Source organism: Cupriavidus pauculus, from assembly GCF_002858765.1.
In the GTDB taxonomy this organism is placed as follows: domain Bacteria; phylum Pseudomonadota; class Gammaproteobacteria; order Burkholderiales; family Burkholderiaceae; genus Cupriavidus; species Cupriavidus pauculus_B.
This window is the reverse complement of the sequence record NZ_PJRP01000003.1, coordinates 124,432-149,675: the sequence shown is the minus strand read 5'-3', so window position 1 is coordinate 149,675 and position 25,244 is coordinate 124,432. Positions and strand designations below refer to the sequence as shown.

Genomic DNA, 25,244 nt, shown 5'->3' with positions numbered 1-25,244 from the left:
GCTGGTCCGTAGCGGGCCCACAGCCACGCCACAGCCACGCCACAGCCACGCCAACTAGCTGGCGGCTGCCTGGGCCGCCTTCGATTGGGCCCGCGCCTGCAGGTGGCCGACGAATGCCGTGGCGACGTCTGACAGCGCCTCGTTCTTGCGGGTCAGGATGCCAAAGGCCTTCATGTCCTGCCCCACGTCCACGGGCAGCGTGGCCAGCAGCGACGCCCGGACATGATCGCGGACCACCGATTCGGGCAGCATCGCGATGGCATCGCCCGACTGCAGCAGCTGCAGCGTGGCGAAGATCGACGAACACTCGATCACGTCCTGAGGCGTGGACACCTGGGCCTGCGCGAACTGGTCTTCCAGCATCAGCCGCGCGGGGCTGGTCAGCGTCTGCAGCACCCACGGCCAGCGCACGAGTTCGTCCCACCCCAGGCCGTCGTGATCGCGCTGCTGGAACGCCTGCACCAGCGGATGCCCGCTGCGCACGACGATCCGCAGCGGTTCGTCGGACAGCGGGCAGAAGTCGAACTTGTTGTGGTCGAGCGGGCCCGCAAACCGGCCCACGGCCAGTTCGATCTCGTGTCGCTCCAGCAGCACGCCGATCTGGTCGCTGGTTTCGCCCAGGATGCGCACACCCAGCCGCGGCCGCTCGCGCTTGATGTCGGCCACGGCCGCCGCCACCAGATCGGGCGCGGCGCCCATGATCGCGCCGAAGACCAGATGCCCGTGGCCGCCCCGGCGGCGCACCTCCATATCCTCCAGAAAGCGGTCCAGGCTGGCTTGCGTGTGCCGGGCATAGGTCACCACCTCGATGCCCAGCGGCGTCGGCCGCATGCCACGCGCGTGACGCTCGAAGATGGCAAAGCCAAACGCCTGTTCGATATCGGCCAGCATCTTGGTGGCGGACGGCTGGGTGACGTTGATCAGCGCGGCGGCCTGGTTCAGCGTGGGTGTATCGGCCAAGGCACTGAGCAGCGCCCAATGCTTGAGTTTCAGCCGATTCACCAGGCGGCGTGTCAGCGACATGCGGTGTCTCCTCGGCGATTCCAGAATGGAATAGCTCGCTCTTGTAAATTGATTGGAACGATATAGCCTGCCGGCTTACAGTGCAACGGATGCTTCTCACCCCATCACCATAAAGACAGGAGACAAGATGAAGCTGATTCGCCACGGTGCGGCTGGCCAGGAACGGCCCGGCCTGATCGATGCCCAGGGACGCCTGCGCGACCTCTCTGCCCACGTGCCGGACATCACCGGCGCCACCCTTTCCCCCGCAACGCTGGCCCGCCTGGCCGCCCTGGACCCGGCATCGCTGCCGCTGGTGGAAGGCTCGCCGCGCATCGGCGCGTGCGTGGGCAACGTCGGCAAGATGATCTGCGTGGGCCTGAACTACTCCGACCACGCGGCCGAATCGGGCATGCCGATTCCCACCGAGCCGGTGCTGTTCATGAAGGCCACCAGCGCGATCGTCGGGCCGAACGACGACGTGGAGATTCCGCCGCGCGCGGAAAAAGTGGACTGGGAGGTGGAACTGGGCGTGGTGATTGGCAAGACGGCGCGTTATGTGTCGAAGGCCGATGCGCTGGACCATGTGGCCGGCTACTGCATCGTTAACGACGTCTCCGAGCGTGCCTATCAGCTGGAACGCGGCGGCCAGTGGGACAAGGGCAAGGGTTGCGACACGTTCGGCCCGATGGGCCCGTGGCTGGTCACGCGTGACGAGGTGCCCGACGCCCAGGCCCTGGAGATGTGGCTGGACGTGGATGGCAAGCGCTACCAGCACGGCAATACGCGCACGATGATCTTCGACGTGCCGACCTTGGTGTCCTACATCAGCCAGTTCATGAGCCTGCAGCCTGGCGACGTGATTTCCACCGGCACGCCCCCCGGCGTGGGCCTGGGGCAAAAGCCGCAGCCGGTGTACCTGACGGTGGGGCAGACCATGCGCCTGGGCATCACCGGGCTGGGCGAACAGCAGCAGCGCACCGTGGCGGCCAACGTGGGAGACCAGCAATGAACCAGCTCGACCTGAAGGGCCGCGTGGCCGTGATTACCGGCGGCGCGCAGGGCATCGGCTACGCCGTGGCCGAACGGATGCTGCGCTCGGGCGCTGTGGTGTCGCTGTGGGATGTCAACGAGGCGCAGCTGGTCAGGGCCTGCGAGGCGCTGTCGAAGCTGGGCCAGATCACCGGCGAGGTCGTGGAGCTGACCGACGCGTCTGCCGTCGACAAGGCCACGCAAGCCACGATCCAGAAGCTGGGGCACATCGACGCGCTGGTCAACAGCGCCGGCATCACCGGCGGCAATGCCACCACGTGGGAACTGGACCCCGCCGTCTGGCGGCGCGTGATCGAGGTGAACCTGATCGGCAGCTACCTGACGTGCCGGTCGGTGGTGCCGCACATGATGGCGCGCAAGTTCGGGCGCATCGTCAATATTGCCTCGGTGGCCGGCAAGGAGGGCAACCCCAATGCGTCGCACTACAGCGCGTCGAAGGCGGGCGTGATCGGCCTGACCAAGTCGCTGGGCAAGGAACTGGCGCAGAGTGGCGTGCTGGTGAACGCCGTGACGCCGGCCGCCGCGCGCACGCCGATTTTCGATTCGATGAGCGAGCAGCACATCGCGTTCATGCTGTCGAAGATCCCGATGGGGCGCTTCCTGGAAGTGGATGAGGCCGCCTCGATGATCGCCTGGCTGACCACCGAGGACTGTGCCTTCAGCACGGGCGCGGTGTTCGACCTGTCAGGCGGACGCGCCACCTACTAAGCGAAGTTCCAGCGGCACAGACCCCGGGGCAAGCATCCCGGGGCGGCTACCTCAACCCATGCGCACGGCCCGCCACGGCCCTGGCGCAGAGGAGACACTCGTCATGCAATCCCACCGTCCGGACCTGGCGTCCGTCACGGCCAAGGCCATCGCGCGCCTGGTGCCGTTCCTGCTGCTGATGTACGTGCTGGCGTTCCTGGATCGCGCCAACATCGGCTTTGCCAAGAAAGCCTTCCAGCTAGACACCGGCATTTCCGACGCGATGTTCGCGCTGGGCGCGGGCGTGTTCTTCATCGGCTACGCGCTGCTGGAGGTGCCGAGCAACCTGATCATGCACCGGGTGGGCGCGCGGATCTGGATGTGCCGCATCATGGTGACGTGGGGCATGGTATCGGCCGCGCTGATGTTCGTGCACAGCGAGACGGCGTTCTACGTGCTGCGCTTTCTGCTGGGCGTGGCCGAAGCGGGCTTCTTCCCGGGCGTCATCTACTACCTGACCAAGTGGTTCCCGGCCAGCGCGCGCACGCGGGTCATGGGGCTGTTCTACTTCGGCGCGCCGCTGGCCTTTATCTTTGGCAGCCCGCTGTCGGGCCTGCTGCTGGAATTCGACGGCGCGCTGGGCCTGAAGGGCTGGCAGTGGCTGTTCCTGGTGGAAGGGCTGCTGGCCAGCGTGGTGGGTGTGTGGGCCTACTGGTATCTCGACAACGATCCGCGCGACGCGCGCTGGCTCAGCGCCGAGGAGCGCGAGACGCTAGCCCAGGCCATCGAAAGCGAGGAGCAGTTCAAGGTGGCACACGGCCCCAGCACGGTGCTGCATGCACTGGGCAACGGACGGGTGCTGTTCCTGGCGCTGATCTACTTCCTGATCCAGGCCAGCGTGTACGGCGTGGTGTTCTACCTGCCGACCCAGGTGGCGGCGTTGCTGGGCAAGAAAGTGGGCTTCGAGGTGGGGCTGGTCACGGCGATTCCGTGGGTCTGTGCGCTGGCGGCGGCCTACGTGCTGCCGCGCCTGGCCGAGCGGCACGGCAACCATGCGCGGCTGGCGCTGGCCACGCTGGTGGTGTCGGCGGCGGGCATTGCGCTGTCCGTGCATACGTCGTCGTCGCTGCTGGCACTGGTGGCGCTGTGCTTCGCGGCGGCCGGCTTTATCGCCGTGCAGCCGCTGTTCTGGACCTTTCCCACCAGCTACCTCGGTGGCGCGGCGGCGGCCGGCGGCATTGCGCTGATCAACTCGCTGGGGGCGCTGGGCGGCTTTGTCGCGCCGAATATCAAGACGTGGGCCGAGCAGGCGTTTGCGTCGCACACGGCGGGCATGAACCTGCTGGCCGCGATTACCGTGGTGGGCGGACTGCTGTGCCTGGGGCTGCGCGGCGCGCGCCCGGCGCAGGCACAGGCCAATGCGTCCGCCCATCGCCAATTTTCCTGATTCCTGGAGCACCGCATCATGAGCATGCCCACCATCCGGCACGTCCGTGCCTTCACGCTGCGCGGCGCCGGCGCCGACTATCACGACCAGGGCGCCGGCCACTGGATCGACGACCACATCGCCACGCCGATGGCGAAGTACCCCGAATACCGGCGCAGCCGGCAGAGCTTTGGCATCAACGTGCTGGGCACGCTGGTGGTGGAAATCGAGGCCAGCGACGGCACGGTCGGGTTTGCCGTCACCACGGGCGGCGAGCTGGGCTGCTGGATCGTCGAGAACCACCTGGCGCGGTTCATCGAAGGCCAGAAGGTCACCGACATCGAGAAGATCTGGGACCAGATGTTCAACGCCACGCTGTACTACGGCCGCAAGGGCATCGTGCTGAACACGATCTCGGGGGTCGACCTGGCGCTGTGGGACCTGCTGGCCAAGGTGCGGAAGGAGCCCGTGCATGCGCTGCTGGGCGGGCCGGTGCGCGACGAACTGCAGTTCTACATGACCGGTGCGCGCCCCGATCTGGCAAGGAAGCAGGGCTTTATCGGCGGCAAGCTGCCGCTGCACCACGGCCCGGCCGAAGGCGAGGCGGGGCTGCGCCGGAACCTGGAACTGCTGGGGCAGATGCGCGAGGCGTGCGGCCCGGACTTCTGGCTCATGTACGACTGCTGGATGAGTCTGGACGTGGAATACGCCACGCGCCTGGCGCAGGTGGCGTACCACGACTTCGGCCTGAAATGGATCGAGGAGGCGCTGCCGCCCGACGACTACTGGGGCTATGCCGAACTGCGCCGCAACGTGCCGCGCGGCATGCTGGTGACCACCGGCGAGCACGAGGCCACGCGCTGGGGCTTCAGGATGCTGCTGGAGATGGGCTGCTGCGACATCATCCAGCCCGACGTGGGCTGGTGCGGCGGCATCACCGAGCTGATCCGCATCTCTGCGCTGGCCGACGCCCACGGCAAGCTCGTGGTGCCGCACGGGTCGTCGGTCTACAGCTACCACTTCGTCATCACGCGCCATAACAGCCCGTTTGCCGAATTCCTGAACATGTCGCCGGGCGCCGACCAGATCGTGCCGATGTTCGATCCGCAGTTGCTGGACGAGCCGGTACCCGTGAACGGCCGGATGAAGGCGTCCGCGCTGGATGCGCCGGGCTTTGGCGTGCGGCTCAACCCGGAACTGCCGCTGCACCGCCCCTTCCCGCGCTAGCGGTGTGCCGGCCTTGCCGGGCGTCCGTGTGCTGCAATGCGGCACGATGCACGGCACCGGCTGCCAGCCACTGGCGCCGCGCATCGACGGGCGGCGCCGGATTCCTGTCGATCCGCGCTTTTCCCGTGTCCGCCTTGCCACGCCGGTGGTAACCTCGCGGCAACTCCACGCCCGCCCGGGATTCCACCTTGCGTTCCGTCGATCCAGACCTCTGGCGTACCGCCGCCGACCAGCGCGCCTACCAGGACGCGCGCCGCCGCGTGCGGGCGCTGCGCTTCTTCTACATGCACGCGCTGATCTACGTGGGGGTCAACGCGCTGCTGATCGTCATCAACCTGGTGACGTCGCCCGAGCGGCCGTGGGTGCGAGCGCCGCTGATGGGCTGGGGCATCGGCCTGGCCGTGCACGGCATCATGACCTGGAGCCGGGTCGGCCTGCTGGGCCGGGGCTGGGAAGCGCGCAAGATCGCCGAATTCATGGCGCGCGACCAGGTGCGCACGCTGTCCACCGAGAAGCAGTTGGTGGAAGCGCAGATGCGGCTGCTGCAGGCGCAGATCGAGCCGCACTTCCTGTTCAACACGCTGGCCAACGTGGTGAGCCTGATCGAGCCCGCACCGCAGAAGGCCACGCTGATGCTCGAACACTTCATCGCGTACCTGCGGGCATCGCTGGCCGCCAGCCGCGCCACGCAGGGCACCGTGGCGCAGGAAGCCACGCTGCTGCGCGACTACCTGGCCCTGATCAAGATCCGCATGGGCGAGCGGCTGCAGTACACGGTGGGCGTCGATGCATCGCTGGGCACCGTGCCGCTGGCACCGATGCTGCTGCAGCCCGTGGTGGAAAACGCCGTCAAGCACGGGCTGGAGCCGAAGGTGGAAGGCGGCCATCTGCTGGTGAAGCTGGAGCGTCGCGGCCCGCGCATGCTGGCCACGATCGAGGACGACGGCATGGGCTTCAGGCCGGGCGGCAATGCCGGCGTCGGACTGTCCAACCTGCGCGAGCGGTTGGCGGTGCTCTATGACGGCGACGCCCATGTCCGCATCGAAGACCGTGCGCCCGGCACGGCCGTGCTGATCGACATCCCGCTGCCAGCCGCCTTCCGGAACGGAGACCCCGCATGAAGCCCACCGCGTTGATCGCCGACGACGAGGAACACCTGCGCGCGCACCTGCGCGGCAAGCTGGCGCGGCTGTGGCCGGAGCTGGACATCGTGGCAGAGGCCGCCAACGGCCTGGAGGCCGCCGAGGCCATCGCGCGGCTGGCACCCGCCGTGGCGTTTCTCGACATCAAGATGCCGGGCCTGTCGGGGCTGGAAGTGGCGCAGGGCATCGAGACCGACACGCGCCTGGTGTTTGTCACCGCCTACGACGAGTTCGCGCTGGACGCGTTCGAGCGCGCCGCCGTCGACTACCTGGTCAAGCCCGTCACCGACGAACGGCTGGGCCGCACCATCGAGCGGCTGCGCAAGGCCTTCCAGGATGCGGCGCCGCTGCCCGAACTGGCGCAACTGCTGGGCCAGCTGGCGCGGGGACAGGCACGCGCGGAAGGTGCCGGTCCGCTGCGGTGGGTGCGCGCGAGCCGGGGCAACACCACCAGCCACGTGCCGATCCAGGACGTGCTGTATTTCCAGAGCGACGACAAGTACGTGGTAGTCCACACGCAGGAAGGCGAGCACCTGATCCGCACGCCGCTGCAGGAACTGATCGACGGTCTGGACCCCGAGGTTTTCTGGCAGGTGCACCGCTCGACCATCGTCAACATGGAGCACGTGGCCGGCACGCGGCGCGACGATTCGGGGCGCCTGTTCGTGCGGATGCGCGGCGGCGATACCGAACTGCCGGTATCGCGCGCCTACGTGCACAAGTTCCGGCAGATGTAAGCCCCGGAGGCCGGGGGGGGCGTCCGATCACGGCTGCCGGTTCATGAATTCCTGGATCTTGCGGGTCTCCCAGTCCCGGCCCCAGCGCGACAGGCGCGTCCAGACCAGAATGCCATGCACGCCCAGCCCCAGCCCCCAGGCCAGCGTCGTGGTCAGCGGCCACGGCCAGCCGGTGGTGGCGTAGTGCGACCACGACGGCGACGGGAAATAGAAGAAGCGCAGCCACAGCCAGCTGTTCACCACCACGTAGATCAGCAGGTGGATATACCAGCCGCGCAGCGCCCGCATCATGCGGCGGGCGCGCCAGTAGGCCCAGGCCTGCTCGTCATCGGCGCTGGCGGGGGGGAACGGGGGATGCATGTGTCGCATGGCTCGGTCCTCGTCGTGTGTGTCGTTGCAATGTGACAGGTATATGCCACGGTGAAGGCCCTTGCCAGGGGCAGGGGCCGAATCGACGGGAACCTGTCGCCAACGACGGCGAGGCGGCGCGAGTGACGGAAGGTGCGGAGCCGGTTTGCATGGGTCAGGGGCGCAGTTGGGGCCGGTCAGGCCCGGCTAGCCAACGCTACCCCTCCCGCGATACCTCCACCAGGCAGCTCATCGCGTTCGGCCCCTGGGTCAGGTCCGATGTGCCGATGTCGAGCGTCAGCGTGTTGGCGGCGCCGGCGCGGTCCACGCCGTCGGCGTCGGGGTCGTACCAGGCGCCCGTGGCCATCATCGCCACACCGGGCGCCACGCCATCGCTCACCGCCAGGCCGGCCGCAATCGCGCCGCGTGCGTTATGCACGCGCACCCGCATGCCGGGATGCAGGCCGCGCGCGGCTGCGTCGGCCGGATGCAGCGTGATCCGTTCCGCGCCGGCCACCTTGCCCGATTGCGCCAGTGGGGCCGGTTCAAGCTGGCTATGCAGGCGGTCGGCCGGCTGCACCGATACCAGGTGCAGCGGGTGGCGCCGTGCTTCGGCCGCGCCCAGCCATTCGACGGGCGGCTGCCAGTTAGGATGGGTGCCGCAGTCGTCGGACAATGCGCCGAGGGTTGGACTGGCAAGCTCGATACGCCCGCTTGGCGTGCGCAGCGGATGCGCCACCGGATCGTGCCGGAAATCGTCGAACAGCACGAAGTCTTCGGTGGGGGCGGGCAGCGCCACGTGGCCGCTGCGCCAGAACTGGTCGAACGGTGGCAGTTCGATGCCGGCGCCTGCCTGGGCGTCGCGGCAGCGGGAGTAGATCGACGCGACCCAGCCCCGTTCGTCGCGGTCTTCGGTAAAGCCCGCGCGATAGCCCAGGCGGTCCGACAGGTCGGTGAAGATATCGAGGTCGCTGCGTGCCAGATGCAATGGCGCGATGGCCTGGTGCATGGCCAGCACATAGCGGTCGCGCGACGACCCGCCGATATCGTTGCGTTCCAGTGCGGTGGTCACCGGCAGCACGATGTCGGCATGCCGTGCGGTGGCTGTCCAGCAGATGTCCTGCACGATTACGGTCTGGGGGCGCGCCCACGCCTGGCGCAGCCGGGAAAGCTGCTGATGGTGGTGAAACGGATTGCCGCCGGCCCAGTGCACCAGCTTTACGTCGGGATAGTGCCGCGTCTCGCCCTTGAACCGGTAGGCGGTGCCCGGATTCAGCAGCATGTCCGACAGCCGCGCGCAGGGGATGTCCAGGTTGGCCGGGTTGCGGCCCACCGGCATTTCGGGGCCCGGCGTGGCCACGCGCGGGTTGCCCACGCCATTCATCGATCCGTGCCCGAAGCCGAAACCGCCGCCCGGCAGGCCGATCTGGCCCAGCATGGCGGCCAGCGCAATGGCCATCCAGTACGGCTGTTCGCCGCGATGCTGGCGCTGCACCGCAAAGCTGCAGGTGAGGTAGCTGCGCTTGCCGGCCAGTTGGGCGGCCAGTTGGGCGATACGCGCGGCTGGAATGCCGGTGATGGCGGATGCCCAGGCGGGCGTCTTCGGCTCGCCGTCGGCGCGGCCCAGCAGATAGGCGTCGAGTTCGGCCCAGCCGCTGCAATGCGACTGCAGGAACGCCGCGTCGTGCGCGCCGGTGCGGCGCAGTTCATAGGCCAGCGCCAGCATCAGCGCGACATCGGTATTCGGCCGGATCGGAATCCACTCTGCGCCGAGGAAATCGGGGCAATCGTCGCGCGTGGGGCTGATGTTGATGACCGTGGCGCCGCTGGCGGCTAGCTTGCGCAGCCATTGTTCCTGCGTGTGCTCGGCGGCGCCGCCCGACGACACCTGGCCATTCTTCAGCGCCAGCCCGCCGAAGGCCACGAAGACTTCAGTATGGGCGATCAGGCTGGGCCAGGCCGTGACGCGCCCTGTCAGCGGCCGGTCGGTGCCGATCACGTGCGGCAGCAGGAACTGCGCGGTGCCCCAGCTGTAGTTGCCCACCTGGTCGACGCAGCCGCCGCCCGTGAAATGAAAGCGGCGGATCAGCGAGCGCGCGTGATGCAGCCGCCCGGCCGACGACCAGCCGTACGAGCCGCCGAAGACGCCGTCGGGACCATGTTTCTCGCGCACGCGGCGGATCTCGCCGGCCACCAGATCGAGCGCCACGTCCCACGAGACTTCGACGAAATCGTCGCGTCCGCGCGCATGGCCGTCGCTGGCCTCGCGTTGCGCCAGCCAGCCGCGCCGCACCATCGGGGTACGGATGCGCGTGGGCGAGTAGACCATCGGCACGATGGAATCGAGCAGGGGCGACGGATTGGGATCGGCGGCGAATGGCTCGCAGCGGATCAGCGTGCCATCCTCGACGACGGCCGTGAAGGCGCCCCAGTGCGCCAGTTGCGGGTAGCGGCGGACGGTCACGGTATTAGTCGCCCTGGATGCCGGCCTTGCGGATCAGCTCGCCCCACTTGGCGCGTTCGGTGTCGAGCAGTTTGGCGAACTGCTGCGGCGTGTCGGAGGTGGCATCCATGCCCGATATGGCCAGCCGGTGGCGGATGTCCGGATCGGCCATGACCTTGACCAGCGCCTTGTTCAACTGCGCGATGACGTCGGGCGGGGTGCCGGCGGGTGCCACCAGGCCATACCAGTTGGTGACGTCGTAGCCGGGCACGCCGGCTTCGGCGACGGTCGGCACGCCGGGGAACTGCGGCGAGCGTTTGGCGGTGGTCACCGCCAGCACGCGCAGCTTGCCGGAAGCGATGAGCGGCTTGGCCGACGGATCGGAGAACGTGATCGGCACCACGCCACCCATCACGTCGGTCAGCGCCGGGGTGGTGCCTTTATACGGCACATGCTGCATCTGCACGCCCGCCAGCATCTTGAACTGCTCGGCGGCAATCTGGCCGATCGTGCCATTGCCGCCCGACGCATACGAGAACTTGCCGTTCGCGCTCTTCACGGCCGCCAGCAGGCCCTGCACGTCCTTGTACGGCGTGTCGGCGCCGGTCACCAGCACGTTGGGCATGGTTACCAGCACGCTGACCGGCGCAAAGTCCTTCCGCGGGTCATAGGCCAGCTTGCGCAGGTTCGGCCAGATCGTGAACGATCCCGGCGTGGCGATGTAGAGCGTGTAGCCATCGGGCGCGGCCTTGGCTACCAGGTCGGTGGCAATCAGGCCGCCCGCGCCGGGCCGATTATCGATGATGACGTTGGCCTTGAGCTGGTCTGACAGCGCCGGGGCAATGGCGCGCGCCAGCGCGTCGGCACCGCCGCCGGGCGGGAAGCCGACCACCACGCGGATCGGCTTCGACGAGTCGGGCCAGGCCGCGTGGGCCAGGGGTGTCAGGAGGGAAAGGCTGAGAACGAGGGCGCGGCGGGCAAACATGGTAAGGCTCCGATGGTCTTGCTTGAGGCTTTGGTAAGGCGTTCTGGCGGCAGGCCGTCGTCATGCCGAAAAACAGAAACTAGACCGACACCGTGTCCCATTCCCACGCCACGAACGCCAGGCGCTCGCCGGTGTGGACAACGGGGTCGCTGCGCAGGCCGATCAGCACGCCGTCGCGCGTGAGCGGCTTGACTGGCGTGAGCGAGGCATCGAGCTTGAGCGTGTCGCCAATCGACTCGCCTTCGCCAACGTGGTCGCCGGCGCGAGCGGCCGGAATGAACAGGCCGCCGTCATCGGCGGTGATCCAGCCGCGCCGCGTCACGCGCCGCAGCGTGGTGGCGGCGGCCTTGGCCGGCGGGCCGTCGAGAATGCCCATCTGCACGGCCAGCGTGTGGAAGCCGGTCTCGGCCACGGCGATGTTGTCGGCCTCGAAGCGGCTGCCGCTTCCCAGTTCGAGCATGAACGCGCAGACACCGGCGGCCAGGCATTGGTAATCGAGCGCGCCGGCGATGTTGCCGGGCAGCTCGCCCTTGCCGCCCACGTCCTGTTGGCAGGCCACGTGCGGGTGAAAGGGCGCCATCGCGGCCAGCACATCGGCCTCGGTCACGCGGCTGCCCGGGTGGACCTTGTAGACCGTGTAGGGGCGTGCATCGAACAGCGGGTTCATCGTATGCAGGTTGATGAGCACGTCGGCCACGCCGCGCACCTCGCTCATCAGCGCATGGGCCAGCCGCTCGGACACCAGGCCGCCCGCGTTGCCCGGATAGGTCTGGTCCAGGTCGAGCTCGTCATACGGATTGCGCTTGCGCCGTGCGTCCAGCGCCTGCGGATTGCCGGTGGGCGTGACCACCACGTTGCCGCGCATGGTGGCCGGGTCCAGGCTGCGCGCAAAGCGCAGGGCCGCCACCATGCCGTTGATCTCGTCGCCATGCACCTGGCCGTGCAGCCAGAGCGTGCGGCCCGGCTGCGCGCCACGCACGGCCACGTAGGGCAGCGCGACGGACATGCCCGAGGCCATCGAGCCAACGGGCAACTGTCCGCTGGTGCGGGCGGGGCCGGATTGCTGGCGCAGCCAGTCACCGATGATGGGCATGGGAAGGGTCCTTTTCTGTCGATTCGAGATGGGCGATGGCGGCGAAGGCCTGATCCAGGTCCGCCAGCAGGTCGGGTACGGCTTCGAGGCCGATGTGCAGGCGTATCACGGTGCCGTGCTGCGACCAGTCCGTGACGCTGCGCGCGCGCCGCATGTCGGCCAGCACGGCCAGACTCTCGAAGCCGCCCCACGAGGCGCCGATGCCGAACAGCCGCAGGCTGTCGACGAAGCGTTCGGGCGCCACCGGCGCCTGCGAACGCAGCGTGAACGACACCAGGCCGTTGGTGCCGTGGCAGTCGCGCTGCCACAGGGCATGGTTGGGATCGTGCGGCAGCGCGGGGCAGAAGACGTCGGCCACCTCGGGGCGGTCGAGCAGCCACTGCGCCACGGTCAGCGCGCCGGCCTGGTGCTGCGCCAGGCGCGCACCGAGCGACCGGATGCCGCGCTGCACCAGGTAGGCGTCATCGGGGCTCACGGTCATGCCGAAGGCATCGGCCATGGTGGCCAGCGGCTGCCACGCGGCCTCGGTGGTGCAGACGGTGCCCATCATCACGTCGGAATGGCCGCCCAGGTACTTGGTGGCGGCCATCAGCGAGATGTCGGCGCCCAGCGTCAGCGGGCGATACAGCATGCCCGAGCCCCAGGTGTTGTCCGCTGCCACGAGCGCGCCGTGCGCGTGGGCGCGGGCCGCCAGCGCGGGCAGGTCGCACATTTCATAGACCAGCGAACCGGGCGCCTCGACATAGACGAGCCGCGTCTCGGGGCGCAGCTTCGCGTCCAGGTCCGAACCGTTGGCCGCGTAGAAGTCGGCGGCGATGCCGTGCTGGCGCAGGAAGCCGTTGGCCAGGTTGCGCACCGGCTCGTAGACGCAATCGGGCAGCAGCACATGCTGGCCGGGGCGCACGTAGGCCAGGATCGTCATGGCGGCGGCGGCCAGGCCCGACGGAAACAGCCGCGTGCGATAGCCGTCTTCGAGCGTGGTCACCATGTCTTCGAGCGCGAAGTTGGTGGGATTGCCGCGCGCGCCGTATGTGAACAGCCGCTCGGTGTCACGCCGGGCGCGCATCTCGCGCTGCTGCGCGACGGAGTCGAACAGTACGGTGCTGGCGCGCACCACGGGCGGGTTGACCGGCTGTCCGCCGGGCACGGCTGCGGTGCGTCCGGCATGGACAAGGCGTGTGGGGAGCGCTTTCGTCATTGGCTGGCCTGTGGGTTGGCGCATGTTGTAGGAGGGTGTCGCAAGGCGCGTGCCTGCATCCGAAGCATCAGTCGACGTGCGCGCCGGACAGCTTGACGATCTGCGACCAGCGGGTGATGTCCTGCTTCATCTGCGCGGCAAATGCCTCGGAGCTGTTGGCCACCACGTCGCTGCCGCCCTCGTTGATGGTTTTCACCACCTCGGGCATCTGCAGCACCTGCACCATGGCTCGGTTCAGCAGCGCAACGCGTTCCGGCGACGTGCCGGCCGGTACGAAGAAGCCGTACCAGTCCTCGAAGCGTGCATTGCGATAGCCCAGCTCTTCAAGTGTCGGCACCTTGGTGAATACCCCGAGTCGGCGCGGGCTGGTGACGGCCAGCGCACGCATGCGGCCGGTCTGGATGAATCCGGACACCGACGACGTGGACGTGATCAGCACATCTACCTGGCCGCCAAGCAGGTCGTTGATGGCCGGACCCGCGCCTTTGTATGGCACATGCTGGAGCGACACCTGGCTGTCCTTGTCGAGCACCACACCCACCAGGTGCGACAGCGTGCCGTTGCCGGGCGTGGCGAATGTGATCTTGTTCGGCTGCGCCTTGGCCTGCGTGGCCAGTTCCTCGAAGGTCTTCCACGGGGCGTTGGCGGATACCACGATGGCCAGCGGCGCCGCGTTGATCTGCGTGACCGGGATGAACTGCTTGACCGGATCGAAGCCCGGCGCGCGATACAGCGTCGGGTTCACGGCCATGATCGACACCTGCGAGGTCAGCACCGTATAGCCGTCGGGCTTGGCCTCGGCCACGTAGCGCGTGCCGATGTTGCCGCCCGCGCCGCCCCGGTTGTCGGTCACGGCGCTCTGGCCCAGTACTTGCGACAGCCGCGTGGCCACCACGCGGGTCACCGCATCGTTGCCGCCGCCGGCGGGGAACGGCGACACGATCCGCAGCGGCTGCGACGGAAATCCGTTGACGGGCGCCACGGGCTGCTGCGCCGGCGCGGCGACGGACAGCGTGACGGTGCAAGCGGCAACCAGGTACTGCGCAAGACGTGACGACAGGCGGGATGACATCGGACGGGACATGGGGGGCGACCTCGTTCTTCTATGGCAGGTTGAAAGTGGGATGGCTCGGGTGGCAATCAGCCGGCAGGCGGGAAGCGGAACGTGGCCAGCTCCTGCGCGTCGAGCTGGGCGATCAGGCCCGTTTCCCAAGCCAGGTACTGGCGCGCGGCGGCCTTGTTGCCGTCGTGGCGGTCATGCACGAAAAACAGGTAGTCGATGCAGCGCGCGTCGGGCAGCGTGTCGGCGCCCTGGCGCACGGCATTGCCGGCATCGCGCCAGGCGGCAAAGCCACCCTGCAGCCGGCGCAGGTTGCGGAAACCGAGCGCGCGCAGATCCGCCACGGCCAGTTCGGCGGCGTCGTCGCCATCGGCATCGCCGATCAGCACCAGCGTGGTGTCATGCGGCACGCCGCGCAGGTCTTGCGCCAGGCGGGCCCGGGTGGACCAGCGGGCGCCGGCCACGTGCCCGGCGCGGTAGGCCATGCTGCCGCGCAGGTCCAGCGCTAGCATCGACTGGGCGGTCAGGCCGGTCACCAGTTGTGCGGCGGAGACGGCCGGCAGCGCGGTCACTTCATGCGTGGGGCCCTGGGCGGCGCGCACGCCTGCGGCCAGGCCGGCCTGCAGGCCGCCGTCGAGCACCACGGCGTCATGGCCCATCTGGCGCAGCCAGCTGGCTACCACGGTGGCGCGCACGCCTTCGGCATCGAACAGCACCAGCCGGGCGCGGCGGATGCCGACGTACTGGTCGGTGGCCTGCATCAGCTGGCCGCCGGGCGTGTGCTGCGCGCCGGGCAGCGTCTGGATGGCGAATTCCTCGGCGGTGCGCACGTCGCACAGGAACGTGGTGCGTGCCGTGTCGGCCAGCCAGGCTTTGGCCTGGGCGGCGTCGATGTGGGGTACGTCGAAGCGCTGCGTCAGCGCCTGCGCGTTGTCGCGGGCGGCGTCGATTTCCTGCGGCAGGCCGTTGTCCGGGTAGCGTGCGGTGCCGCCGTGCTCAAGCGTGAAATCGTTCAGGTACCAGCCCTGCGTGCCGTTTTCGAGCGCGTAGACCGGATTGGCCACGCCGAAGTTGATCAGCGACTGAGCGCCGATGATGCTGCGCGTGCGGCCCGCGCAGTTGATGACGATGGGGGTGGTGTTGTCGGGCACCAGGTCGCGCAGTCGGTAGGCCAGCTCGCCATTGGGGCAGCAGATCGCGCCCGGGATGTTCATCTTGCGGAATTCGCTGGTGGGGCGTCCGTCGAGTACCACTGGCGCCTGCGGGCCGGCCTGCATCGCAGCCAGTTCCTGCGCGGTCACGCGCGGCGTGTGGTAGTGGTGCTCGGCCAGTTCCCCGAAGGTCTTGGACGGGACGTTCACGCCCGCGAACAGCGTATAGCCGGCCGCGCGCCAGGCCGGCATGCCACCGTCGAGCACGAACAGGTTTGTGTAGCCAAGCGATGCCAGCGCCGCGGCGGCGGCCTGCGCCACGCCGTCGCCGTCATCGGCCAGCACGATGCGCGCATCGGTGCGGGGCGCCAGGCGGCCGACATCGAGCTCCAGCCGGCTGAAGGGCATCGGCACGGCATAGAACGGATGGCCCTCGCCGTACTGGCCTTGCTCGCGGACATCGAACAGCGCGATTTCGTCGGCATCGTGCAGCCAGCCCTTCAGGGTGACGGCGTCGACGGCGGTGTGGGTGGGCTGGGTCATGAAATTTGGGCAAAAAGGGGGCCGTCCTCGCTGCAAGGGCGAGGTGTCGGCCTGGATCTCGGGAGTCCGGGGCGCGCAGTGGCCCCGGTCAGGGTGTGGCTTAGCGGCGGGTCTGTACGCCCACGTTCATGATCTGGCAGCGTCCGGTCTCGAGGTCGAACGTCAGCCGTTCGGTCAGCGTTTCGAGCGCGCGACCGTACATGTGCAGGTGGCGGATGACGGCATCGCCCTGGATCGCCACGGAATGGATGTCGTCGGGGAGCAGGGCGATACCGTTGCGCGGGCCCACTTCCACGGTGCGCGAATGTTCCAGCGTGCCCACGCCGGGCTGGCTGCCGTCGTCAGTGCGCACATAGACGTCGTTGAACTCCACGCCGGTCACCCCGGCCACGCAGGCCCAGGTGGTGTGGTTGTGCGGCGGAATGCGCTTGCCGGGCCGCATCACGTTCAGGTACAGCGCGTAGGTCTGGTTCGGATCTTCGGCAATCAGGTAGCGGGCCTGGCGCTCGTTGGCCTCGGGCGGTGGATAGTCGGCTTCATTCCACAGTTCGGTGCGGGCGGCCAGGTCTTCCACGAGGGGTAGCACTTCGGCCAGGCTGGCGCGGGTGACGCCGCCCTTGTCTACAATGTTTCTAATGGATTCGATGGTGTCGCCAACGGCGGACTGGCGCTGTGCTGCGAGGGACATGGTGCGATCAATCCTTGCAATCTCTGTTTTTCGGGGGTAGAACGGTGCTTCGTGTTTCACTGTAATGAACACCTGTCCTGAAAACCACTTAATGCGCGACGAAAATCCATTAGCGCTGCTAATGAATGAGAAACCTTGACCTCGATCTGCTGCGTACGCTGGTGGCCATTGCCGATCACGAGACGTTCGGGGCCGCCGCCGAGGCCGTGCAGCGCACGCAATCGGCGGTCACCCAGCAGATGCAGCGGCTGGAAGAGCAGCTGGACCTGCCGCTGTTCGAGCGCCACGGGCGCAGCAAGCTGTTCACGCGGCACGGCAAGAAGCTGCTCGAATATGCCCGGCAACTGCTCAGCACCAACGACGAGGCGCTGCGCGTGCTGCGCGAGGGCGACCTGACGGGGTCGTTGCGCATTGGTGCGCCGCACGACGTGGCCGATACCATCCTGCCGGTGCTGCTGTCGCACATCGCGCGGTCGTCGCCCGCCTTGCGGCTGGAGATCCACGTCGGTCGAAGCCCGTTCCTGATGGAGTCGCTGCGGCGCGGCGAGATCGACCTGACGGTTTCCACGCGCGAAGACAGCGCGCTCGAAGGCATCGTGCTGCGCACCACCCCGACCATCTGGGTCTGCGCGGCGGACTTCGTCTATGAACGGGGCTCGCCGGTGCCGCTGATCCTGGCCGACGAGCCGAGCCTGTTCCGCAAGCTGTCGCTGGAATCGCTGACGCAGGCCGACGTGCCATGGCGTATCGCCTATCTGGCCCCGAGCCTGATCGGCATCAAGGCGGCGTTGCGCGCCGGGCTGGGTATCACGGCGCGCAGCATCGACCTGCTGCAGGCGGACATGCGCATCCTGGGCGAAAGCGATGGCTTGCCACGGCTGCCCGATGTCACGTACTACCTCTGGGCGCGTCCGAATGCGGTCAATCCTGTGGCACGACATGTCTTCTCGATGCTTAAAACGGCCTTGCAGCGCGGGCTGGCCAGCGCCTGACCCTGGCAACTGCCGCGAACTTCCCCAAGGGGCAAAGACCAGATCGTAGGGCGCGCGATACACGCCGCCAACGAAGAAGTTCGCGTATGGATATGCAGACGCACCTTTCCGTCTGCTTTCAGGGTAGCGTTGACGCCCATCAAGGGCCAGCATCAGGGCGTGGGAGCCTAATCCGGATGCCCGTTCCGCTGCATCAGCCATGCGGAGCGGTTCAGCAAAGTTCGGAGTCCTCCCATGAAGCCCAGACATTTCCTACCGACCCTGTTGTGGATCACGGCGGCCATCGTCGCCGGCGTGGCGCCGGCCACCGCACAGCAGGCGAGCCCGTGCAGCCCATCGAACCGGCCAAGATCAAGCATCCGGCCCGCGTGGCATTGGGAGAAAAGCTCTGGTTCGATCCCCGCCTGTCGCGCTCGGGCTTCATCTCGTGCAATTCGTGCCACAACCTCAGCATGGGCGGCTCGGACAAACTGAAGACGTCGATTGGCGACAAATGGAACAAGGGGCTCGTCAATTCGCCAGCCGTTCTCAATTCGAGCCTGAATTTAGTCCAGTTCTGGGATGGCCGCGCCAAGGACCTGCAGGAACAGGCCCACGGGCCCATCGCCAACCCGATCGAGATGGCCTTTACGCATGACCTGGCCGTCGACACCGTGACATCGATCCCCGAGTACCGGGCCGAATTTCGCAAGTTGTTCAAGTCCGGCAAGCTGACGATGCACGAGATCACGCTGGCCATTGCCGCGTTCGAGGAGACGCTGGTCACGCCCCATGCCCGCTTCGACAAATGGCTGAAGGGGGCAAGACAGCCATCGATGCACAGAAACTGCGCGGCTACCAGCTGTTCAAGTCATCCGGCTGCGTGGCGTGTCACAACTGCCCGAACCTTGGCGGGACGTCGTTCCAGAAGATGGGGCTGGTGGAGCCGTACAAGACAAAGAATCCGTCCGAAGGCCGGGCCGGCGTGACCGGGCAGGACGCCGACCGCTTCAGCTTCAAGGTGCCCACACTGCGCAACGTGGCATTGACGTATCCATACTTCCACGACGGCGAGGCCGCCACGCTGACCGAGGCGGTGGACGTGATGGGCCGCCTGCAACTCGCCCGCAAGTTCACGGCCAAGGAAAATGCCGATATCGTGGCCTTCCTGCATACGCTGACGGGCGATCAGCCGCGCATCACGCTGCCCGTGCTGCTGCCCTCGAACGACAAGACGCCGAAGCCGCGTCCGTTCGAGTGATGTGCCGCCGCTGCTGCCGCATCCGCTGTGGGGCAGCGGCGAAAGCTGAATGAAAGCCTGCGGAAAGCAGATGGTAAGAAAAGCGATCCATGGACATCCTGGTGCGTGTTCCGTTCGGCGGAATAGCTGGAATTCACTGTTGCGTGAAACGCGTATTGCGGCGCGTCAAAAATCCCCTATCTTTGCACCACCGTCATTCAGATTTCGACCAGGAGGTGCTGAGATGAATAACACGACCCTCGACGCAGGACTTCAGTCCTTCCGCACGCAGGCCAACGACGATGCCGTCACGGCCATCCACCATCAGGACATCGTTGCCGCGTTCACGGCCCAGCCGGCGGCTTCACCGGTTGCCGTGCTGCACATGCTCTATCCGCGTACGGATGCCCGCACGCATCGCAGTCTCGATCACCTGGTGGGTGCGCTGCGCAACCACGGGTTGCACGAGGTGGCCACGCTGGTGGAACGCGAGGCACACTATCTGGTCTTCAAGGATCCCGTGCAGGCGTGGCGCGCACTGCATGAAATCCGTCACGACTCGCTGGCCATCGGCGTCCATCTCTACTACCGTGGCGTGACCGGCGATGCGGCAGAGCGGGCGCTCGACAGCGACGCGCACCGCCTGCACTGAGGCGAGCGCGCACAGCACGCTGCAATGAAAAAGCCCTTCACCGGTGATGTGGGCTTTTTTGTTGGCGCTTTGCGCGGGGCCACTGCCGTCTGCGTCTAGCCGCCGAGCACACGCCCGTTACGATTGTCGATCACTTCCATCGTGGTCGACGTGGCGCCCGGTCCGGCGGTGTATCGCACTTGCCGGAATGACAAAGGCTTGCCATCGACGGATCGCACGACAAGGGTCTCGATGGGTTTGCCGGTGGCGTCCTCGACCAGCGACACGGGTGGCTTGCCCGTTGCCGTCGCCCATCGGTCGCCCCACTGCATCAGCGCCACCAGCACCGGGTACAGGTCTTCGCCTTTCGTCGTCAGGCGATAGCCCTCGGTGTTAGCGCGGCCTTCCAGCGGAAAGCGTTCAAGAATGCCCAGCTCGGTCAGCCGCTCCAGGCGCGCGGTCAGCACGTTGCGTGCAATGCCCAGCCCGCTCTGGAATTCGTCGAACCGCGTGGAGCCCTGCATGCATTCCCGCACGATGAGCAGCGACCACCATTCGCCGACTTCCTCCAGCGAGCGAGCAATGGAGCAGTTCATGTCGGTAAAGCGCTTGCGATACATGGCGAGAACTCCTGGTGATCGGCAATCCGGGTTGAAGGCCTTCTTGTACCATACATTAGTTTCGTCACGCAACTAACTGGGATGCAAGCAGGTGTGGCGCAGGCGCCGTGTCACGCGCAGACCTGCGCACTGGCGCCGGCGGTCTGCGCCTTCGCCACGGCGGCAACGCGCTGCGTGGCCAGATACGAAACGATCAGGGCCAGCACCAGCAGGCCGCTGCCCACGTAGCCGAGGTTGTGCGCGCCGATGCTGGGGATGGCCGCGGCACCAAGCAGGCCGGCGATGGATACGCCGACATACGTGGCCGATGTATTGAGGCCCACCAGCAGCGGCGCCATCGACGGCGACAGCGTGACGAGCCGGAACTGTTGCGGCACCAGCACCCCCCAGCAGCATGCGCCCCAGAGCGTGACGGCGATGGCGGCGGTCCAGAGATGCGCCCCGGTCCACGGCATCAGCCCCAGGCTCAGCGTCACAGCGGTCAGCATGGCCACAACCACGCGGTTGGCGCCCATCCTGTCGAGAATGCGGCCCGTGAACAGATTGGACAGCGTGCCGGCCAATCCCCAGAGTACGAGCAATCCGCCCAGCACCGCCGCGCTGCCGCCGATGGCGCGATCGAATACGACCGAGAAGTACGTGTAGACGATAAAGGTGCCGATCTGTGCCAGCAGCGTGGTCGTCAGGATCAGGCCAACGCGGGGGTCGCCCAGTGGCGCAAAGCGCTTGCGCAGCGACACGGCCGGCGGCAGCGGCACCTCGGGCATCAATGCCCAGACGCCGGCAAAGGCCACCGCGCCCAGCGCGGCCACGAAACCCAGTGTCCAGCGCCAGTCCACGAGGCCGCCGATGACCGCGCCAATCGGCGTGCCCAGGGCCGTGGCGGTGGTCAGGCCGGCAACGATGATCGACAGCGCAAAGCCGCGCCGCTCGGGCTGTACCAGCATCGTGGCCGCCCCGCTGGCGGTGGGCGAGAACAGCGCGGCGCCGAATCCGGCCACCACGCGCGTCAGCAACGCGAAGCCCAGTGTCGGTGCCAGCGCCGTCGCGATATTCGCCACGACAAACAGGCCAAGCCCGACCAGCAACACGCGCTTGCGCGGCATGCCTGCGGCCAGCGCCGCGAGTACCGGTGCCAGCAACGCATAGCTGATCGCGTACACCGTGGTCATCTGCCCGGCCGCGCCGATGCTGACGTCGAAGTGGTGGGCGATTTCGGGGAGGATCCCCGCGAAGACAAAACTGTCAGTCCCCAGGGCAAACATGCCCAGGGCGAGGATAAGAAGGCGACGATCCAAGATGTTCTCCGTCAGCAGGCCGGACGCGCGAAGTGCCGGCCCACATAGTTGCGTGACGAAACTATAGGCAACTTGGTTTCGTCACGCAACTAAAAATCTAACTTGTTTTCTGTGATGGATCAGGCTTGTGATGGTTACGCCTGCCGAACGCGGCGGAGCCCGGTACGTCCGAGGCTTGGGATACAGTAGGGGCCGTTCAACCGTCCCCCGAAGGTGTCATTCATGTCCGATTTCGTAGTCGACCGCGTGCTGCTGACCAATGACGATGGTATCGACGCGCCCGGCCTGGCCGTGCTGGAACAGGTGGCGGCCACGTTGGCCCGAGAGGTCTGGATCGTGGCGCCCGATCACGACCAGAGCGGCACGTCGCACTCGATCAGCCTGCACGCGCCGCTGCGGGTGACCGAGCACGGGCCGCGCCGTTTCGGCATCAGCGGTACCCCCGGCGACTGCGTGGTGATGGCCGCGCGCCATCTCATGCGCGACGCGCCGCCGGACGTGGTGCTGTCCGGCATCAACCGGGGCGGCAACCTGGGGCTGGAAACGGTGTTCTCCGGCACGGTGGGCGCTGCCATGACCGGCATGCTGCTCGGCATCCGCTCGATCGCGCTGAGCCAGGTATTCACCGATCGCAACGCGGTGAAGTGGCAGACGTCACGCACGCTGGCGCCGGACGTGATCCGTCGACTGCTGGCGGTGGGCTGGACGGACGGGGCGTGCCTGAACGTGAATTTTCCCGATGTCGAGCCAGAGCAGGCCGGCCCGCTGGTGGTGTCGCGCCAGGGCATGGGGCTGGTCAAGGCCATCGACGTGCGCGCGCATGTCGACCCGCGCGGCATTCCCTATCACTGGCTCCAGTTCTCGCGCGGCCCCCGGCCCGACGTGGACGATGCCGAAGCGATGGTGGTGGGGCGTGGCGCGGTGTCGGTCACACCGCTGCGGTTCGAGCGCACCGACGACGACGCGGCCGCGCAGCTGACCGCACAACTGGCCGGCGCCCTGGGCCAGGGCTAGGCGTCACCGGCGCACCAGCAGCGCCACGGGCAGCGTGGCAAACACGTCCTTGGCGCGCAACCATCCCGCGTGCGATGTCACGGCATGGCCGGTCAGGATGTCGGTCCAGCCGCCGCCGCTGTTGCCACCGCCGCCGCCATCGCCATTGCCATCGCCCGTATGCAGGCCCGTGTCGTGCCAGCAATGGGGCGGAATGCGCGGCTGTGCCGGGTCCACATGGCGCGCGGCGAGCCGGGTCACGGCCACCACGGCTTCCACGCCGCCACACTGGCGCGCAAACGCCAGCACGCAGCCGGCCAGTTCGCCGCTGGCCGACACCGGCCGGTAGCCGCCCTGGGCGAACAGCGCGGGGTTCTCGCGCCGGAACGCCAGCACGCTGCGGATCAGTTGCTGCTTGATGCGGCCGTCGCGCCAATGCGCAAGCCAGTGCGACCAGCCGCCACGGCATTCCAGTTGCGCCTGCAGCCGCGCGTAATCGGGCGCGCGCCGGTTGTCGGGATCGACCAGGCTGAAATCCCATGTTTCATTGCCCTGGTAGCGGTCTGGCACGCCGGGCGCGGTCAGCTGCAGCAGCGTCTGCGCCAGGCTGTTCAGCGCCGCGGCCGTGCCGATGCGCGAAGCGAAGGCGCCAACGCGCTCCAGCATGCTGTCGGTGCCGCCGATGGCCATGGCAGGCACAAAGGCCTCGCAGGCGTTCTCGTATTCGGTATCGGGATGGGTCCAGCTGCCATGGCGCTTGGCCTCGCGAATGGCCTTGCGCTGCCAGGCCAGGATGCGGTCGACGAAGGCGCGTTGGCCCTCCTCGGACTCCAGCGCGCGTGGATCGGCGGGCCATGCGCCCACCAGCGTCTGGTACAGCATCAGCCGGTCGATGCCGTCAGGGCCCCGGGGCGACGCCACCAGCAGCGGCGCCAGATGCGCTTCCCAGCCGGCCACGGCTTCGGCCCACGCCTCGGGCAACTCGCTCAGCGCCGCCAGCCGCATGCGCGCGTCCTCGCCGCGCTTGTGGTCGTGGGTGGACACGGCCAGCATGGCATGGGGCCACGCGTCGGCGCGCGCCTGCATCCGCTCATGAAAGCGTTCCGCCGCGATGGCCAGCGTGCCGGGGTCGCTGCCCACCTCGTTGCGGGACAGCAGCCGCCCATAGCGGTAGAACGCCGTGTCCTCGGTGGACTTGGCCGCCAGCGCCGGCATCAGTTGCTGGAGTCTGGTGCGCAACTGCCCGTCCGGGCTGTCGAGCGGGCTGTCGGCGCGCAACGCGGCCACGATGAAGTCGAGCGCGGCCGACTCGTCCGGCGCCAGGTGGTGGCGCGCGGCATCGGCGGCCGCCGACACCATGTCGTCGTCAGACGTGCGGTCCCGGCCATCGTCGTCGGCCACGTAGTAGCAGCGGTACACGGGGATGGCCGTCATGAACGCCGTCAGCGCATGGTGCAGCGCGTGCGGCGACAGGTCGCGCGTGGCCACGTCGCCGCGCGCCCGCGCCAGCAGCCGCGCGCACAGCGACTCGACCTCCGTGACCAGGTGGCGGGCCAGCACGCGATGCCGTCCGGCATGTACCTGTTCGGCAAACGTGCGGTCGTCGCCGCTGATCTGCAGCCACAGCATGTTCAGCCCGGCCGCGCCGTGCAGGTCGTGCAGCACGGCGCCCACTTCGTCCATGAAGTCGTAGCCGGTGGTGCCATCCACCTGCCAGTCGCACGGCAGCGGCTCGTGCTCGCCCAGGATCTTCTCGACGACCAGCCATGGATGCGCCAGCGCCAATGCGGCGGGCCTTCCCGGCCGCAGCGCGTCCAGCCGCGCGCGTACGCGGCGGCAGTAGCCGGCCGGGTCGGCCAGCCCGTCCACATGGTCGATGCGCAGCCCGTCGATCCAGCCCTCGCGGTAAAGCCGGAACGGCAGCGCGTGCGTGGCCTCGAACACGTCCTCGCATTCCTGGCGCACGCCCACCAGGTCCGTGATCTCGAAGAAGCGACGCCAGTTCAGCATGGCCGCCCCGGTACGCCACCATGCCAGCCGGTAGGACTGACCTTCCAGCAGCGCGTGCAGCGCCTGCGGGTCAATGGGAATGGCTGACCCGTCCGGCATGGCCAGCGGCAGGTCGTGGTCGCCGTAGCGCAACGTCGCCCGGCCATCGCCGTCGCGCTGCGCCGTCAGCGCGCCCGACGCCAGCGTCTGCCAGTACGGGTCGCCCAGAATCGGCAGCAGCACCTTGCCGCGCAGTTCCGGGTCAGGCGATTGCCAGTCGATATCGAAGTAGTGGGCAAAGGCACTGCGCTCGCCCTGCGCCAGCACATCGCGCCACCATGCGTTGTGCGTGGCATCGGCGGCCATGTGGTTGGGCACGATGTCCAGCACGATGCCCAGGCCTGCTTCGCGCGCCTGGGTGGCCAGCGCCACGAAGCCGTCCTCGCCCCCCAGCGCCGCGCTGATCCGCGTGCCATCGGTGACGTCGTAGCCGTGCGTGGACCCCGGGCGCGCTTCGGTGACCGGCGACAGGTACAGGTGGCTGATGCCAAGGCCGGCGTAATAGGGCACCAGCGCCGCCGCATCGGCAAAGGTGAAGCCGGCATGCAACTGCAGCCGCGCCGTGGCACGGGGCACCCCGGCGTGATCGAGGTCGGCGTGATTCACGTCGGCGGGTGTGGTCATGGCGATCTCGGGCGGATGTGATGCCGGATTTCGGG

General features: G+C 67.9%; 21 protein-coding genes and 1 pseudogene. 10 read left to right on the top strand and 12 right to left on the bottom strand.

Annotated elements, in window-relative coordinates; genetic code table 11:
* Positions 1–54 precede the first annotated feature (54 nt).
* Entirely contained in the window at positions 55–1,023 is a 969-nt protein-coding gene (locus CYJ10_RS09105) for a LysR family transcriptional regulator (RefSeq protein WP_101681182.1), read from the bottom strand.
* A gap of 127 nt (positions 1,024–1,150) precedes the next feature.
* Here CYJ10_RS09105 and CYJ10_RS09100 point away from each other — a divergent pair, with 127 nt between their 5' ends.
* The 6 genes from CYJ10_RS09100 to CYJ10_RS09075 all read left to right on the top strand — a co-directional run bounded on the left by CYJ10_RS09100 (position 1,151) and on the right by CYJ10_RS09075 (position 7,274).
* On the top strand, positions 1,151–2,014 hold the full coding sequence (locus CYJ10_RS09100; RefSeq protein WP_101681181.1) for a fumarylacetoacetate hydrolase family protein: 864 nt from the start codon (positions 1,151–1,153) through the stop codon (positions 2,012–2,014).
* Positions 2,011–2,763, top strand: a complete 753-nt coding sequence (locus CYJ10_RS09095) for an SDR family NAD(P)-dependent oxidoreductase (RefSeq protein ID WP_101681180.1) — start codon at positions 2,011–2,013, stop codon at positions 2,761–2,763. Before CYJ10_RS09100 ends, CYJ10_RS09095 begins: the two co-directional genes overlap by 4 nt.
* 103 nt (positions 2,764–2,866) lie before the next feature.
* The gene (locus CYJ10_RS09090) at positions 2,867–4,189 is read left to right on the top strand and encodes an MFS transporter (protein WP_180862877.1); all 1,323 of its coding nucleotides are present in this window, start codon (positions 2,867–2,869) and stop codon (positions 4,187–4,189) included.
* A gap of 18 nt (positions 4,190–4,207) precedes the next feature.
* Entirely contained in the window at positions 4,208–5,395 is a 1,188-nt protein-coding gene (rhmD, locus tag CYJ10_RS09085; RefSeq protein ID WP_101681178.1) for an L-rhamnonate dehydratase, read from the top strand.
* 260 nt (positions 5,396–5,655) lie between these two features.
* Positions 5,656–6,516: a sensor histidine kinase gene (locus CYJ10_RS09080; protein WP_101681531.1), complete on the top strand. Its 861-nt coding sequence runs from the start codon at positions 5,656–5,658 to the stop codon at positions 6,514–6,516.
* Entirely contained in the window at positions 6,513–7,274 is a 762-nt protein-coding gene (locus CYJ10_RS09075; protein ID WP_101681177.1) for a LytR/AlgR family response regulator transcription factor, read from the top strand. The genes CYJ10_RS09080 and CYJ10_RS09075 overlap by 4 nt, the downstream gene beginning before the upstream one ends.
* A 27-nt stretch (positions 7,275–7,301) precedes the next feature.
* Here CYJ10_RS09075 and CYJ10_RS09070 read toward each other — a convergent pair whose 3' ends face one another.
* The 8 genes from CYJ10_RS09070 to CYJ10_RS09035 form a co-directional block, all read right to left on the bottom strand.
* Complete coding sequence (locus CYJ10_RS09070; RefSeq protein WP_374703252.1) at positions 7,302–7,634, bottom strand: 2TM domain-containing protein; 333 nt, start codon at positions 7,632–7,634, stop codon at positions 7,302–7,304.
* A 205-nt stretch (positions 7,635–7,839) separates the two neighbouring features.
* A complete protein-coding gene (locus CYJ10_RS09065; RefSeq protein WP_101681175.1) occupies positions 7,840–10,086 on the bottom strand; it encodes a molybdopterin-dependent oxidoreductase in 2,247 nt (748 codons plus the stop codon).
* 4 nt (positions 10,087–10,090) lie between these two features.
* A complete protein-coding gene (locus tag CYJ10_RS09060; protein ID WP_101681174.1) occupies positions 10,091–11,050 on the bottom strand; it encodes a Bug family tripartite tricarboxylate transporter substrate binding protein in 960 nt (319 codons plus the stop codon).
* A gap of 79 nt (positions 11,051–11,129) precedes the next feature.
* Complete coding sequence (locus CYJ10_RS09055) at positions 11,130–12,143, bottom strand: M14 family metallopeptidase (protein WP_101681173.1); 1,014 nt, start codon at positions 12,141–12,143, stop codon at positions 11,130–11,132.
* Positions 12,127–13,341 carry a cystathionine beta-lyase gene (gene metC / locus CYJ10_RS09050; RefSeq protein ID WP_101681172.1) on the bottom strand — a complete coding sequence of 405 codons (1,215 nt, stop codon included), beginning with the start codon at positions 13,339–13,341 and terminating at the stop codon, positions 12,127–12,129. The genes CYJ10_RS09055 and metC overlap by 17 nt, the downstream gene beginning before the upstream one ends.
* Positions 13,342–13,408: 67 nt before the next feature.
* Complete coding sequence (locus tag CYJ10_RS09045; protein WP_374703241.1) at positions 13,409–14,425, bottom strand: Bug family tripartite tricarboxylate transporter substrate binding protein; 1,017 nt, start codon at positions 14,423–14,425, stop codon at positions 13,409–13,411.
* A 56-nt stretch (positions 14,426–14,481) separates the two neighbouring features.
* Positions 14,482–16,095, bottom strand: a complete 1,614-nt coding sequence (locus CYJ10_RS09040) for a rhodanese-like domain-containing protein (protein WP_101681170.1) — start codon at positions 16,093–16,095, stop codon at positions 14,482–14,484.
* A 100-nt stretch (positions 16,096–16,195) separates the two neighbouring features.
* On the bottom strand, positions 16,196–16,783 hold the full coding sequence (locus CYJ10_RS09035) for a cysteine dioxygenase family protein (RefSeq protein WP_101681169.1): 588 nt from the start codon (positions 16,781–16,783) through the stop codon (positions 16,196–16,198).
* Between the two features lie 125 nt (positions 16,784–16,908).
* Between CYJ10_RS09035 and CYJ10_RS09030 the strand changes: the two genes are divergently transcribed.
* The 3 genes and pseudogenes from CYJ10_RS09030 to CYJ10_RS09020 all read left to right on the top strand — a co-directional run bounded on the left by CYJ10_RS09030 (position 16,909) and on the right by CYJ10_RS09020 (position 19,646).
* On the top strand, positions 16,909–17,775 hold the full coding sequence (locus CYJ10_RS09030) for a LysR substrate-binding domain-containing protein (protein WP_101681168.1): 867 nt from the start codon (positions 16,909–16,911) through the stop codon (positions 17,773–17,775).
* A gap of 234 nt (positions 17,776–18,009) precedes the next feature.
* A pseudogene (locus CYJ10_RS09025) lies at positions 18,010–19,015 on the top strand (cytochrome-c peroxidase).
* 223 nt (positions 19,016–19,238) lie between these two features.
* Positions 19,239–19,646, top strand: a complete 408-nt coding sequence (locus CYJ10_RS09020) for a hypothetical protein (protein WP_101681167.1) — start codon at positions 19,239–19,241, stop codon at positions 19,644–19,646.
* 95 nt (positions 19,647–19,741) lie between these two features.
* Here CYJ10_RS09020 and CYJ10_RS09015 read toward each other — a convergent pair whose 3' ends face one another.
* Positions 19,742–20,245: a winged helix-turn-helix transcriptional regulator gene (locus CYJ10_RS09015; protein ID WP_101681166.1), complete on the bottom strand. Its 504-nt coding sequence runs from the start codon at positions 20,243–20,245 to the stop codon at positions 19,742–19,744.
* A 110-nt stretch (positions 20,246–20,355) separates the two neighbouring features.
* Positions 20,356–21,543, bottom strand: coding sequence for an MFS transporter (locus CYJ10_RS09010; protein ID WP_180862876.1), 1,188 nt, complete (start codon positions 21,541–21,543; stop codon positions 20,356–20,358).
* 222 nt (positions 21,544–21,765) lie between these two features.
* Here CYJ10_RS09010 and surE point away from each other — a divergent pair, with 222 nt between their 5' ends.
* Positions 21,766–22,557, top strand: a complete 792-nt coding sequence (gene surE / locus CYJ10_RS09005) for a 5'/3'-nucleotidase SurE (RefSeq protein ID WP_101681165.1) — start codon at positions 21,766–21,768, stop codon at positions 22,555–22,557.
* Positions 22,558–22,560: 3 nt separating this feature from the next.
* Here surE and treY read toward each other — a convergent pair whose 3' ends face one another.
* A complete protein-coding gene (gene treY / locus CYJ10_RS09000) occupies positions 22,561–25,209 on the bottom strand; it encodes a malto-oligosyltrehalose synthase (protein ID WP_101681164.1) in 2,649 nt (882 codons plus the stop codon).
* Positions 25,210–25,244 lie beyond the last annotated feature (35 nt).